This is a genomic window from Paenibacillus sp. RRE4, assembly GCF_031844205.1.
Classification (GTDB): Bacteria; Bacillota; Bacilli; order Paenibacillales; family Paenibacillaceae; genus Paenibacillus; species Paenibacillus xylanexedens_B.
Genome location: NZ_JAUZUT010000020.1, coordinates 25,708 through 40,457 on the forward strand (window position 1 = coordinate 25,708; position 14,750 = coordinate 40,457).

General features: G+C 44.8%; 10 protein-coding genes. 9 read left to right on the forward strand and 1 reads right to left on the reverse strand.

Annotated features, from left to right (window positions below; all coding sequences use genetic code 11):
- Nucleotides 1-195: 195 nt before the first annotated feature.
- From rfbB to ligA, 9 genes are all read left to right on the forward strand, one after another.
- A complete protein-coding gene (gene rfbB / locus Q9R46_RS28345) occupies nucleotides 196-1,221 on the forward strand; it encodes a dTDP-glucose 4,6-dehydratase (RefSeq protein WP_311282597.1) in 1,026 nt (341 codons plus the stop codon).
- Entirely contained in the window at nucleotides 1,218-2,078 is an 861-nt protein-coding gene (rfbD, locus tag Q9R46_RS28350) for a dTDP-4-dehydrorhamnose reductase (protein WP_311282598.1), read from the forward strand. The genes rfbB and rfbD overlap by 4 nt, the downstream gene beginning before the upstream one ends.
- 101 nt (nucleotides 2,079-2,179) lie before the next feature.
- Entirely contained in the window at nucleotides 2,180-3,124 is a 945-nt protein-coding gene (locus tag Q9R46_RS28355; RefSeq protein WP_311282599.1) for a glycosyltransferase family 2 protein, read from the forward strand.
- A gap of 95 nt (nucleotides 3,125-3,219) precedes the next feature.
- Complete coding sequence (locus Q9R46_RS28360; RefSeq protein ID WP_311282600.1) at nucleotides 3,220-4,209, forward strand: glycosyltransferase family 2 protein; 990 nt, start codon at nucleotides 3,220-3,222, stop codon at nucleotides 4,207-4,209.
- A complete protein-coding gene (locus tag Q9R46_RS28365; RefSeq protein WP_311282601.1) occupies nucleotides 4,206-5,606 on the forward strand; it encodes an undecaprenyl-phosphate glucose phosphotransferase in 1,401 nt (466 codons plus the stop codon). Before Q9R46_RS28360 ends, Q9R46_RS28365 begins: the two co-directional genes overlap by 4 nt.
- 273 nt (nucleotides 5,607-5,879) lie before the next feature.
- The gene (locus Q9R46_RS28370; protein ID WP_311282602.1) at nucleotides 5,880-6,755 is read left to right on the forward strand and encodes a phosphatidylinositol-specific phospholipase C/glycerophosphodiester phosphodiesterase family protein; all 876 of its coding nucleotides are present in this window, start codon (nucleotides 5,880-5,882) and stop codon (nucleotides 6,753-6,755) included.
- 214 nt (nucleotides 6,756-6,969) lie between these two features.
- Complete coding sequence (gene pcrB / locus Q9R46_RS28375; protein ID WP_311282603.1) at nucleotides 6,970-7,677, forward strand: heptaprenylglyceryl phosphate synthase; 708 nt, start codon at nucleotides 6,970-6,972, stop codon at nucleotides 7,675-7,677.
- A 369-nt stretch (nucleotides 7,678-8,046) separates the two neighbouring features.
- Nucleotides 8,047-10,416 carry a DNA helicase PcrA gene (gene pcrA, locus Q9R46_RS28380; RefSeq protein WP_311282604.1) on the forward strand — a complete coding sequence of 790 codons (2,370 nt, stop codon included), beginning with the start codon at nucleotides 8,047-8,049 and terminating at the stop codon, nucleotides 10,414-10,416.
- Nucleotides 10,417-10,534: 118 nt separating this feature from the next.
- Nucleotides 10,535-12,547, forward strand: a complete 2,013-nt coding sequence (gene ligA, locus Q9R46_RS28385) for an NAD-dependent DNA ligase LigA (RefSeq protein ID WP_311282605.1) — start codon at nucleotides 10,535-10,537, stop codon at nucleotides 12,545-12,547.
- 143 nt (nucleotides 12,548-12,690) lie between these two features.
- Here ligA and Q9R46_RS28390 read toward each other — a convergent pair whose 3' ends face one another.
- Nucleotides 12,691-14,076 carry a molybdopterin-dependent oxidoreductase gene (locus Q9R46_RS28390; protein ID WP_311282606.1) on the reverse strand — a complete coding sequence of 462 codons (1,386 nt, stop codon included), beginning with the start codon at nucleotides 14,074-14,076 and terminating at the stop codon, nucleotides 12,691-12,693.
- Nucleotides 14,077-14,750 lie beyond the last annotated feature (674 nt).

Genomic DNA, 14,750 nt, shown 5'->3' on the forward strand with positions numbered 1-14,750 from the left:
GACACATTGTCTGTGTTCAGCATATATATAGTTTTGTAAGCTCTTAGAAAAATGGAAAAGTTCTTAAAAGAAAGATGTAGGTAAGTAGATTGTAAATGTTTAATTGACTTTTTAGAATGCTTAGGTGGTATTTTTCCTTGAAACTATCTCTTCTTCTTAAAAGTAAGCATATTTGATAAGTAATGGGGGGGGCCCGTGAAACTGCTCGTTACCGGCGGCGCCGGATTTATTGGAAGTAATTTTGTTATGTATATGTTGGAGCAGTACCCGGACTATGAAATCGTCAATGTAGATGCACTTACCTATGCGGGGAATTTGGAGAATTTAAAATCTCTTGAGGGTAACAAGCGACATACCTTTATCAAAGCAGATATTACGGATGTTGCTGAGATGGACCGCCTGATCGGTCAAGGCGTAGACGTTGTTGTTAACTTCGCGGCAGAATCACATGTCGATCGCAGCATACTGGAACCAGATGTTTTTGTGCGTACGAATGTGAATGGAACCCAGGCACTGCTCGAAGCGGCTAAAAAACACAATATCACCAAGTTCGTTCAAGTATCGACGGATGAGGTGTATGGTTCTTTAGGTCCAACCGGTTTGTTTACAGAGGATACTCCTCTTCAACCAAACAGCCCTTACTCTGCTTCCAAAGCAGGGGGAGATATGCTGGTGCGTGCTTACCACGAAACCTTTGGTTTGCCTGTAAATATTACCCGTTGCTCTAACAACTATGGCCCGCTTCAGTTCCCGGAGAAGCTCATTCCGCTTATGATCTCACGTGCGCTGAATGATGAAGCTTTGCCTGTATACGGAGATGGCTTGAACATTCGGGATTGGCTTTATGTAGAGGACCATTGCAGTGCGATTGATCTTGTTATTCACAAGGGACGTAATGGTGAAGTCTATAATATTGGCGGTAACAACGAGCGGACGAACATACACATTGTGAAGACCATCTTGGAGCAGCTAGGAAAACCTGAGTCTCTAATCCAATATGTACAGGATCGTCTGGGACATGACCGGCGTTATGGCATCGACCCAACCAAAACGATGACCGAGCTTGGCTGGAAGCCTAAGCATAACTTCGAGACAGGAATTAAGGAAACAATTCAGTGGTATTTGGATAACAAGGATTGGTGGACTCGTATTCAATCTGGTGCCTATCAGGAGTACTATGAGAAACAGTATGGAGCTCGTTTAGGAGACGATAAGGCATGAAGGTTCTCGTAACAGGTGCAAGTGGCCAGCTTGGACGGGATGTAGTGCTTCTTTTAGAAAAAGAGGGGCATGACATTCTCGCTTGTGATCGGGATCAGATGGATATAACCAATCAAGCTCAATGTAACGAGGTTATATCTTCATATCATCCAGAGGTCATTATACATTGTGCAGCATATACTGCGGTGGATGCAGCAGAGACCGATACGGATGGTGCATACAAGGTGAATGCAGTAGGCACACGTAACGTGGCTGTAGCTGCAGAGAAAGTCGGAGCCAAGCTGATTTACATCAGTACAGATTACGTCTTCGATGGTCAGTCCGCTACTCCTTATCAGGAATACGATGATACAAATCCTCAAAGCGTGTATGGCAAATCTAAACGAGCCGGAGAGTGGCTGGTACAATCATTATGTTCTAAATGGTTTGTAGTACGAACATCTTGGGTGTATGGCCTTCACGGTAATAATTTTGTCAAAACCATGTTGAAGCTGGGTCAGGAGAAACCGAAACTTCAGGTTGTTCATGATCAAAAAGGGTCGCCCACACATACTGTGGACTTGGCTTTGTTCCTTATCGAACTAATGGGAACAGAGATGTATGGGATATATCATGCTTCTAACTGTGGAGATTGTACTTGGTATGAGTTTACCCAAGCTATATTTGAGGAAGCTCAAACAGTTGTCGGGGTTTCCATTCAAGCTGAATTGGAACCTTGTACAACAGAGCAGTTCCCAAGGCCGGCTCCTAGACCTGTTAATTCAGTAATGGATCACATGTCCATTCGAACTAACGGTTTAACAGATCTCCGCCCGTGGCGGGAAGGTTTACGTGATTTTATCCGTTCTATGTCATAACCAAAACAAATCTATTACTCAATAATGAACTCTCGCTCTTGTATTTCCGGGCGGGAGTTTTCGTATATAATGAAAAGAAAAGTTTAAATTTGAGGTGCAGAGTGAATCAATCTAAAGTATGTGTCATGCTTTCTACATATAACGGTGCAAAGTATATTGAGGAACAACTTGAAAGTTTGATCGCGCAACGCCACATCGAGATGGATATTTACATCCGGGATGATGGGTCTTCCGATGGAACTCTCCTGAAAATCCATAAATTTGCTGAATCTATTCCCCAGGAGATCGGAATCCATGTTTTTGAAGGTGAGAATGTAGGTGTAATCGGAAGCTTCTTTGAACTGATGCGTTTAACGCAACCCAAATATGATTTTTACGCCTTTTGTGATCAGGACGATGTGTGGAAGCCGGACAAACTTAGTAGGGCTGTTGAACAACTTCAATCAAGGTCATCTGATATTCCACTGATGTATTGTTCTTCTACCCAAATGGTGGATCAAGAGTTGAATCATTTAAACATATGGCCACAGCTTCCTCCGAAACCCCTCAGTATGCGCAATGCTTTGGTCGAAAATTGTTGTGTGGGTTGTACCATGGTTCTGAATTCAGTTACATTCGAGCATCTCAGAATGAATCTCCCCTCCGATCAAACAAGTATCATTATGCATGATTGGTGGATATATCTTATCGTTGCCTCTTTTGGTGAAGTAATCTTCGATAAGGAGCCGATGATATTGTATCGACAGCATCAAGGAAATGTCCTTGGTGGCAGCAATGATAAACTTTTTACAAAATGGAAGAACAGATGGAATCGTTTTATGAATGGAAAGAATCATTTTATTTTAAGTAAACAGGCGAGTGCATTTTTTGAGATATATAAGGATCGGTTATCTACACAACAGCAAGAAGACATACAACATTTTTTGTATCAGAGGGATCGTAGTTTGCATAATAGAATCAGTTATGCCCTGAATATGCCTTTCTACCGCCAAGCCTCTCTGGATAACCTTGTTCTCAAACTCATATATGTAATGAAGAAGGTTTGAAGTTGTATCTTGGATATACTTTTAGTCCCTTCTGATGCCAACATATGCTATACTTTCAATAGTTAAACATGAGACGAAGTCAGGAGTTTTTCAAAATGATTCATACAACCGATGCTTCACTAAGCGAAGTATCACATATAAATAAAAATGATAAGGTTGACGTTAGCATCATCATCGTTAACTACAATACACGTCAACTGACAATGGATTGTCTGGCATCAGTTTATGCGTCTCAGACCTGTTACCAATATGAGATTATTGTCGTAGATAATGCTTCACGGGACGATTCGGTTCAGGCCATTCAACATGCTTATCCGAATGTGCGGATGATCGCCAACTCTGCCAACACCGGCTTTGCCGTAGCCAATAATCAAGGAATGGACATTGCCGGCGGACGCTACATTCTGCTCCTTAATTCTGACACGGTCGTTCAGCCAGATACGCTCCATACGATGGTCTATTTTATGGATCGCCATCCCGAAATGGGGGCCTCCGGTTGTAAAGTCATTCTTCCGGACGGCTCACTGGATAAAGCTTGCAAAAGAGGATTTCCCACACCATCTGCATCATTCTACTATGCGTTTGGGCTTTCACGGCTTTTCCCGGATCGGCCGAAGTTTAATCAATATCAATTGGGGCATCTTAGTCCAGACGATGAATATCCAGTAGATTGTCTGGTTGGTGCCTTTATGTTGGTACGTCGTGAGACCATTGAGCAGATTGGTGGATTAGACGAGACGTTTTTTATGTATGGTGAAGATATCGACTGGTGTTATCGTATCAAAGAGGCAGGATGGGGCATTTATTACTATCCGCGTACATATATTGTGCATTATAAGGGTGGTAGTGCCCGTCGCAAACCTTTGAAAATTACGTATGAGTTTCATAGAGCAATGTGGGTGTTCCACCGCAAGCACTACGTAAAGAAATATAATCCATTGATGAACGGAGCCGTATGGATGGGCATATCTTTAAAGTTTACGTTATCCCTCCTGCGCAGCTGGGTATCTCTGCCTTCTCGTTCGAAGAGAACTGTTACACCGACGAGAACGGAAAACGAAGTATCATCCGAGGTGAAATCATGATTCGGCGTAATCAACGGTTTTTAACTCAATTGTATATCGCATCGGACTTCGGTGTTATTCAAGTATCATTTTTGCTGGCGTGGTGGTTGAAATTTGAGAGTGATCTCTTGATAAACCAGAGCCCGCTACCTATAGAAAAGTATTTGATGTGGAGCCTGGTATATGCGGTGCTTGCTATATTGGCAGGTCTTTTATCTTCACTTTATGTACCTAAACGCAAAAAGCGCTTTGTTGATGAACTTTGGAAAATAATCCAATCTCACGGCATAGCCTTCTTCATGCTGATGAGTCTGATGTTCTTTTTCAAAGAAGTAAATATCTCGCGCGCATATCTTGCGATGTATATGATCGGTAACGTGTCCTTCACGTTGATGTATCGTTATATGGTGAAGCTGCAATTAAAACACCTGCGCAAAAAAGGCTTCAACCGTCAGTTCGTGCTGATTCTTGGGGCAGGCTCGCTTGGGAAACGTTTCTATGACAATCTCAAAAGTTATCCTGAACTCGGGTATGAAGTTACGGGTTTTCTGGATGATTATCGACATTGGGATCAAGTGGAACAAAAGAGATACAGCCCTATTTTAGGGAAAATCGACGAACTGGAAGAATTTTTGTCTACGCACTATGTAGATGAGGTTATTCTGGCTTTACCGCTGGATGCACATGATAAATATTCGCATATTATCAATGTGTGTGAGAAGGCTGGAGTGCGCACACTGATTATTCCGGATTTCTTTGATTATCTGCCGGCACGCCCTCACTTTGATAACTTTGCAGGTATGCCGATGATTAATGTGCGTGATATTCCGCTCGACATTACCATTAATCGTCTTATGAAACGTGCGTTTGATATTGTGTTCTCGCTCGCAGCAATCGTATTCACATCGCCTATTATGCTCATTGTAGCGTTGGGGGTGCGTTTGACCTCTGCAGGGCCGATTATCTTTAAACAGGAGCGTGTCGGACTTAACAGACGTAATTTCATGATGTATAAGTTCCGTTCTATGAAGGCGATGCCCGAAGGTGTTGAAGATACAGGATGGTCAACTCAAAATGATCCACGTCGTACCGCCTTTGGAACGTTTATAAGACGTACGAGTTTAGATGAATTGCCTCAATTTTTCAATGTGTTGTTTGGGCATATGAGCGTGGTGGGTCCAAGACCGGAACGACCGTATTATGTCAACCAGTTTCGGGATGAGATCCCTAAGTATATGATTAAACATCATGTTCGCCCAGGCATTACAGGATTAGCCCAGAGTAAGGGGTTACGTGGAGATACCTCTATTGAGGATCGGATTGAACAGGATATTTTTTATATTGAAAACTGGTCTTTATTATTTGATATTAAAATTATATGGGAAACCATTCGCAATGGTTTGAAAAATGCATATTGAGTTTTATGTTAGTCTTACACCAATGAAAGTCGCCTTCGGGCGGCTTTTTTGTTTTGCTTATGTCCAATTCGGGTAGTTAGTTACCAAAATGCAATATTACACAACGTGTACCGTAGTAGTGCAACTACCCCCATCTTAGCGCAACATAAACAGGGTGGAAAATCATGCTTTAATCCCTTTTAGGGTTTTAATATGAATAAAATGCGATCAAAAAAATTAATGATACCTCAATCCTATTCGAACTAATACGTCTGCAAAGGATGTGTAAATGATATGAAACGTATTGCCGCCGTTTTGATACTGTTGCTCGTTACTGTGGGTACACTCTTTTGGGCACATGACAGTCAAAGTGAGGAGCAACGTGATGGATTTGCAAACTATCGATTAATCGCCCATGCCATGGGGAGTATTCGGGAACAAGCTTACACGAACGCATATGAAGCGATGATTGCCAATTATGAAAAAGGTACACGGGTATTCGAAATAGATTTCATGCTCACTTCGGATCGCGTAGCTGTAGCCAGACATGAGTGGACAGCTAACATGAGCAAAATGCTCGGACAGGATGAGGAATTGCCAGAGCATAAGCAGGCCGGAGCACTCACTCACGATGAATTCATGAACACACCGATTCTTGGCATGTACCAGCCAATGGATGCCGATGGAATTATGAATGTATTATCCAAGTACCCGGATATGTATATCGTAACGGATACCAAAGAACAGAAGGACGAAGATATCCAGAAGGTACTTCAATCGTTGGTGGATGCTGGAAAGAAGCATGATCCGTCCGCTCTAAGCCGAGTCGTGGTACAGATTTATAATGAACCTATGCTTGAAAAAGTAAAGGAGGTTTACAACTTCCCGTCCATTATCTACACGTTATACGCTACACAAGATACAGAGAGCCAAGTTGTTGATTTTGTGCAAAATAACGATATTGATGCTGTAACGATGCCGGAATATAAAGTAAATCAGAACTTTGTCGCTAAGCTGAAGAAGGCCGGGGCAGTCACCTATGTGCATACCATTAATGATACCCAGCAGGCGGCCAATTATGAAAAATGGGGTGTGTATGGGGTGTACTCCGATGTCCTGACAGAGCAGGAAATGGAAGAAATGAATACAAGGTTTGCTTGGAAACCTTAAATCATTCAAGACCCAGAAGAGACTCAATATATGCTAAAAAACATTTGTAAGAGAATCAAATTTTAAGACATAGACTTTTTAGGGATGGAAACAGCAAAAAAGTCTGTGTTTTTTCTGTTCGCCTTTTATACGAACATTGACACCTACTGTCTGCTGACTTAGACTTAGTTTACAAGCTTTTTAGGATGCAGAAGAACCTCTGGAGGAATGTTCGTTGATAGACATGATTAGGCAGTGGAGACACGTATTTAAGCTGGACCCCGACAGGGAAATTACGGATGAGGCATTGGATCAGGTATGCATGTCTGGAACGGATGCGATTATCGTGGGTGGATCATCAGGTATTACGTATGATAATACGGTAGATTTGATGTCCCGGGTGCGTCGCTACGAACTGCCATGTGTGTTGGAAGTATCCGATCTGGAAGCAGTTGTGCCTGGGTTTGACGGGTATCTGATCCCGATGGTGCTGAACACAACGGACAGCAGGTGGATTATCGGACATCACCAGCAAGCTATCGAGCGCTATGGCTATTTGATCCCGTGGGATTTGCTAATTACCGAGGGGTATATTGTGCTTCATGCGGACTCAACTGTGGCGAGGTTAACCGGAGCAGATACGGAACTGACGACAGAGTCTGCGGCTGCTTACGCTCAAGCTGGAGAACGTTTACTGAACCTGCCCATTATATATATGGAGTACAGCGGAACTTTCGGGGATATGGAGCTGGTTGGCGAGACGCACAGACAATTGGAGAAAGCACATCTCATTTATGGCGGTGGAATCGATACAGCAGAGAAAGCAAGTCAAGCTGCCCAAGCTGCGGATACCATTGTTGTTGGGAATATTGTGTACAGCCATTTGAGCCAAGCACTGGAAACGGTACAAGCTGTGAAAGACGATCGAAGTAACAAGCAGTGAACGACGATCGGAGTAACACCTGACCGGTTTAGTTTACCATTCCCCCATATCTCCTTTAGAATCTGTTAAAATAGAACTTTGACCCTTTATTGATTTCATTTCATTTAAGTAATATTGCTTTCGGATTTTCTGAATTTCCTACCCTACCCACACAGTATAAGCAGACTACGTTTACACATGAACGGAGAGGACAGAGATAAGCTGGAGAAGCGGAGCGTTCGCCTTTATTACCGGATATTCACCTCTAGGAAATAGTTTTAAAAAATCCGGGAATAACAGCGATTGAAAGCTTACTCTGTCCTCGGAGTGACCAGTGTAACCCCTAGTACTCTTATACCGATATCCAACTAACGAAAGGAGCATGCATGCATGCAACCTGTAAATATACATGACGCCGTAGCACGGCTGAACACGCCTCAGCGGCAAGCTGTTGAGGCAACGGATGGGCCATTGCTTATTATGGCTGGTGCGGGCTCGGGCAAAACCAGAGTGCTGACACACCGGATTGCCTATCTGATCGCAACACGGAAAGCACCTCCGTGGGGCATTTTGGCGATTACGTTTACGAATAAAGCTGCTCGGGAGATGCAGGATCGGGTATCCCAACTGGTAGGCGGATCTCAAGGCCGCGATATTTGGGTATCCACGTTTCACTCCATGTGTGTGCGCATCTTGCGCCGCGACATTGAACGGATCGGTTTTACATCCAACTTTAGTATTTTGGACTCATCCGACCAGTTATCTGTTATTCGTAGCTGTATGAAAGATCAGAACATCGATACGAAAAAGTTCGAACCCAAAGCTGTTCAGGCGATGATGAGCACGGCCAAAAATGAACTGATCAGTCCAGAGCAATACGAGAAACAGGCGGGCGACTATTTTGAAGGCATTGTAGCCAAGGTATATACGATGTACCAGAAACGTCTCAGAGCCAACAACTCACTCGACTTCGACGACCTGATCATGGCAACCATTCAACTGTTCAAAGAAGTGCCGGAAGTGCTCGATTTTTACCAAAAGAAGTTCCAATACATTCACGTCGATGAGTATCAGGATACGAACCGTGCACAGTACATGCTGTGCCGTATGCTGGCTGACAGCCACCACCGTATCTGCGTCGTAGGGGATAGTGACCAGTCGATCTATCGCTGGCGTGGGGCGGATATTACCAACATCCTTAACTTTGAAAAAGATTACCCGGAAGCGCAGACGATCCTGCTCGAGCAGAATTATCGTTCGACTTCCAACATTCTGAATGCAGCGAATGAAGTCATCGGCCTGAATACCGGCCGTAAACCGAAGAAGCTGTGGACGGATAAAGAAGGCGGATCAAAGATCAAGGTATACCGTGCCGATTCCGAGCATGATGAGGGGTATTTTGTAACCTCCGAGATTAGTAAAAATGTGAAGAATGGCAAATCCTATCAGCATCATGCGATTCTGTACCGTACCAATGCTCAGTCCCGGGTTATCGAGGAAATTTTGATCAAGTCTGATATTCCGTATCAGATTGTCGGCGGCATCAAGTTCTATGATCGGAAAGAGATCAAGGACATTTTGGCTTATCTGCGCCTGCTGTCCAACCCGGATGATGATATCAGTTTGACCCGGATTATTAATGTGCCGAAGCGTAGCATCGGGGATACTACAGTAGCCAAACTGGCTGCAGCAGCTGGAGAACGCGGGGTCTCCATTTTCCGTGTACTGCAAGTGGTTGATGATCTCGGCTTCGCTGGTCGCACGCGTAATGCACTGGTGGAGTTCTATGATATGATCGCTGCTCTGCACCAGATGGTTGAATATCTGTCCGTGACTGAGCTGACCGAGAAGATTCTGGAGATGAGCCAGTATCGTGACGAGATGCAGAAGGAGAATACGATTGAATCTCGCGCAAGGCTCGAAAATATCGAAGAGTTTCTATCGGTGACGATGGAGTTTGAGAAAAACAATGAAGACAAAACGCTTGTTTCGTTTCTCACCGATCTGGCACTCATTGCAGACATCGACAGCATGAACGATGATGAAGAGGATCAGAGCGATGCGGTCACGTTGATGACGATGCACAGTGCCAAAGGTCTGGAATTCCCGGTAGTCTTTATCGTGGGTATGGAAGAAGGCGTCTTCCCACACAGCCGGGCTTTTATGGATAACGAAGAGTTGGAAGAAGAACGTCGTCTGGCTTACGTGGGGATTACACGGGCTGAGGAGCAGTTATTCCTCTCTTGTGCGCAGATGCGGACCTTGTTTGGGCGTACAACGGCCAATCCGCCATCCCGTTTTCTCGATGAAATCCCGGATGAGCTTAAAGAAGATACTTCCATTGCACGCGACCGTTACCGCCGTGGAACCAGCACAGGCGGAGGTTCTTATGGAGGACGCGGTTTAGGCTCCAGCGGTGGAAGCAATTTCGGCGGTGCCGCAAGTGCGTCCAAGCTGTTTGCACAACAAAGCCGAAGTGGTTCATCCGCAACGGCTTCATCTGGGCCAACTTCCCGGGTAACGACGAGTACCTCTCGTCCGACCTTTGCGGCACCAACATCGGCTTCGAAATCGGCCTCATCCGAAAGTGCGGCTGGATTTAAGGCAGGCGACAAAGTGCAACACGGCAAATGGGGGACAGGTACCATCGTTGCAGTCAAAGGCAGCGGTAATGATACCGAACTGCAGATTGCATTCCCGGCTCCGGTTGGCGTGAAACGTCTACTCGCTGGATTTGCCCCGATTACCAAAGTGGAATAAGAATGAAATAGCCTATTGCATCTTACCGAACTGCCAGGAAACAGAGTCTTTTATGTTCGTTTGTTGCAATAGGCATGTTCGTTCTACATATATTAATTATACGGAGGGATGGCCCGATATGGACCCGATGCACAGGATGGAGCAACTCGTTGCCGAGCTGAATCAGCACAACTATCAGTACTACACGATGGATCAGCCGCAGATCAGTGATAAGGAGTATGACCTTTTATACGATGAACTGGTTACGCTGGAACAGGAGAGCGGTATGGTATTACCGGATTCTCCCACACAACGTGTAGGGGGCGAACTGCTCAAGGGATTTACCCCGCATCGTCATTTATCCCCATTATGGAGTTTGGACAAGGCGCAGAACATTGAACAGCTTCGCAATTGGAATACACGTGTATTAAAGCTGGTGAATGACTATAACAGCAAAAACCCGGATAATCCGTTGCCCGACCCGGGATATGTCATTGAGCTGAAGTTCGATGGACTGACCTTGAACCTGACATATACCAACGGTGAGTTGGTGCAGGCTTCTACGCGCGGAAACGGAACGGTGGGCGAGGGCATTTTGGCACAAGTGAAAACCATCAAATCTGTTCCGCTCAAAATTCCGTATACCGGAGGTACGATTGAAGTGCAGGGCGAGGGCATAATGAACCTTTCTGTACTGAATCGATATAACGAAACGGCTGCCGAGCCACTCAAAAATGCACGGAATGCAGCCGCAGGAGCACTGCGTAACCTGAATCCGAAAACGACCGCTGAGCGTCGGTTGAATGCTTATTTTTATAACATTGGATACTCCGATGACATTCAATTTGCCAACCATCAGGAAATGATGGATTTCTTGCGCGAGAACCGTTTTAAAGTTAATCCATCCCTCACCTACTTCCATGAATTCGATGACGTTATGGAGCAACTTGAAGCAATTCAGGAAAATCGGGGGCAACTGGATTACCTGATTGATGGAGCGGTCATTAAGCTCACGGACATGCGGACTCGTGAAGTGTTAGGCTACACGGACAAGTTCCCACGCTGGGCGGTTGCTTATAAATTCGAAGCGGAAGAGACAACCACAGTACTGAACGAAGTCGTGTGGAATGTCGGCAGAACGGGTAAAGTAACGCCGCTGGCGCGAGTAGAACCGGTTGAACTCGCTGGAGTTACCGTGCAGAACTGCACGCTCAACAATGTGGGCGATATTGAACGTAAAAATTTGAAATATGCGCTCGGTTCACGTGTCTTTATTCGTCGTTCCAATGATGTCATTCCTGAGATTCTCGGCAAAGTGACCGAAGAAAATGACGGCGAAGAGATCAAATATCCGGAGCAATGCCCGGCATGCGGATTCCCGTTGGAGCAACGTGGAGCGCACTTGTTCTGTAATAACAAACTGGCATGCAAACCGCAGACAGTTGCTCGTATCTCTCATTTTGCCTCCAGAGACGCGATGGACATTGAGACCTTCAGTGAGAAAACAGCGATTCAGTTATATGACGAATTGAATGTGCGTGAACCCGCTGATCTGTATACATTGCAGTTCGATGATCTTGTGAAGCTGGAGCGATTTGGCGAAAAGAAAGCAAACAACCTTCTTGCTGCGCTCGAGCAGAGTAAAGACCGAGACCTGGCTTCTTTCCTCTATTCCTTGGGTATCCCGAACACTGGCAAATCCACCACGCGTATGCTGGCCGATCATTACCGCGATCTACATGCCATCATGAATGCTACGGTAGAGGAATTGGTTGAACTTCCCGATGTAGGAGGTATTGTTGCGGAGAGCATTGTGAATTTCTTTGCCGATCCGTTCACACAAGCTGCTATTGAGAAGATGCTGAATCTGGGTGTGAAAGCAGAGGCACCTGAAGCGCCAGCTGTTATAGTGGAGGATTCCTTCTTCAGTGGTAAAACGGTCGTGCTTACAGGAACCCTGCATCAATTGACGCGTGAAGAAGCAACGCAGAGACTCGAAGCGCTTGGTGCGAAGGTCACAGGGAGTGTATCGAAAAAAACAGACCTTGTCATAGCTGGAGAGAAGGCAGGCAGCAAATTAACGAAAGCTCATGATCTCGGTATTCCGACCATCGAAGATGAGGACGAATTGGTACGCTTGCTGAATCCGTAGAACGTTAATATCTACAGCTTTGAGTCAGCACGTGTCATAGGCATTAATTAGGTACGTGATACAAGCAGCTTGTAAAGAAAGAGGCCTCCCAAAACACGCAAATGTCGTGTCAGGAGGCTTCTTTTGTATACGCTGGCGATCTGTTATGAACCCGTTATATTTGGAAAACGCTGAGAAGCACCTGATAACCATGCATCTTTGTCGTATCCTCGTTCTTCCCAATACCCGATATGCTCGCTGTCGATGACTTCAATACGGTTCAACCACTTGACCGATTTGTAGGCGTACATCTGCGGAATAACGAGTCGTACAGGTCCACCAAGATCGGCAGGGATAGGTTTGCCGTCATGCATGACCGCAATCATAATATCATCCATTTGTGCCTGCTCTAGTGTGATCGCATCGGTATATACCCCGTCTCCGGAATAAAATTTGACGCTGTGCGCTCCAGGCTTTATACCGGCGTTCTCCAGAAAATGCTTCAGAGGAATGCCTTCCCATGTATTCTTGTACACGGACCAGCCAGTAACGCAGTGGAAATCACTGACTTGCACGGTGCGTGCTAGTTTGACGAACTGCTCCCAATTCCAGATTTGAGCACGTTCCACAAGACCATCTATCCGAAATGACCAGTTTGCATTGGAGAAGGATGGAATGGGTGTGACCGTATATACGCGAAAGTGTCCCTCGGCACCCCCGCCAATCGGCGGAAGTGATGATGATGAAGGTTGCGGAAGTGGAACCATCCGATTGGGGTCAGTTTCAAGCATGCTGTCTATGCTATTATCAAACTTGAGGTTTTTACCTACCCATGATACAAATGTAGGTCCAAGAGTAACGGCGAGTCCTATGCCTACAGCAGAACGGATGAAGGCTCGACGGGTATATACCGGTTGCGGTTTCTCCATGTTTGGGACGTTATTTCTACCAGAGTCTTTGTCTGCATGGAGAACAGATGAGGCTGCTGGCATGTTATCCGTGTCCAGTTCCTCTTCCTTGGTATGTAGACTGCCGGCATTTTTCATACTTGGTTTCTGTACGGGTGTTTCATTGGTTTGGATCGTACGACGTGCAGGGTCTTTTAACCAACGCGTACGTGTGATGGAGTGGTAGATGATATACGGTAGACCAACCCATGTGAGCAAATCATGTATCAGAAGCGCGGCATTGGACCATCGTGGACCTACCAGCTTGAACTGCCATAAGACGATGCCGGATAATAGCCATCCGATCAAAAGTGCAAGAACGATGATGGTATTTGCTTTTTGCCACGGCTTGTTACGAAGTTGCTTCCAATGCTTACTGGCTAAAAATAAGTAATACACGACAGGCACAAGCATGGCGATGCCCACGGCGATATGTAACCATTTTAACCAAACACGTCCGATACCCAGAGTTTCACGCCAGAAGCCACCGATTAATATGAGACCAGTAATAGCAAGGATCACAACGATCCAGGCATTCCAGGCATGAATGGAAACGAGCTTTTTGCCATAACCTTTACGCACCATTTTTAACCACTGTTTCAAGTGTTATCACCTCGAGTCACGGATTTGAACTAGAAAACGAAATCTTAGGCTAAAAGCAAAATCGTAATAGATTGATATTCAAAAATTCAAAAGCGGATCTCAGATGGATGTAGGAAGAGGCATGTAAATGCGATCGTGCTATTGCACAGTTGGAACTGCTAAAAACCTTGAAGTACTTCCTTCTAATTAAAGATACCTTATTATAAAGTTTTTGGATCACTTACTTCAAATTTGTTCTTTTTGGAGCTGTTACTTCCCTTGTTTTTCTTCCAAAGCCCAAAGTCGTTCGTTTTCGATTACTCACACTCAAGCAATTTGCAATATGATAAAAGTTAAATAAAATACTTGCTAAAAAAATGACAGCATGATATATTATTTCTTGTCGCTTCAAACAGAAGATAATCGAGTAGCTTTGAAGAATGACGAAAAAGATTGTTGACAGAAACTAAGTTAACATGATATGATAAATTTCCTGTCTGGTTGACGTAAGTTGTCGCAAGATAAGGTGAACAAGTTCCTTGAAAACTGAACAAATGGATAGTAACTTTTGATTTACAATGAATCGTCAGATTCAAAATGAGCTTATCGCTCTTTTCAATACCCCGATGAGTTCCACAGCGCCTAACGTCGCTGACGAAATTCATCTTTATTGGAGAGTTTGATCCTGGCTCAGG

Excerpts from the sequence above, each read along its gene's own strand:
- rfbD (WP_311282598.1), top strand. The coding sequence starts at position 1,218 with ATGAAGGTTCTCGTAACAGGTGCAAGTGGCCAGCTTGGACGGGATGTA.
- Q9R46_RS28360 (WP_311282600.1), top strand. The coding sequence starts at position 3,220 with ATGATTCATACAACCGATGCTTCACTAAGCGAAGTATCACATATAAAT.
- Q9R46_RS28365 (WP_311282601.1), top strand. The coding sequence starts at position 4,206 with ATGATTCGGCGTAATCAACGGTTTTTAACTCAATTGTATATCGCATCG.
- Q9R46_RS28370 (WP_311282602.1), top strand. The coding sequence starts at position 5,880 with ATGAAACGTATTGCCGCCGTTTTGATACTGTTGCTCGTTACTGTGGGT.
- pcrA (WP_311282604.1), top strand. The coding sequence starts at position 8,047 with ATGCAACCTGTAAATATACATGACGCCGTAGCACGGCTGAACACGCCT.
- ligA (WP_311282605.1), top strand. The coding sequence starts at position 10,535 with ATGGACCCGATGCACAGGATGGAGCAACTCGTTGCCGAGCTGAATCAG.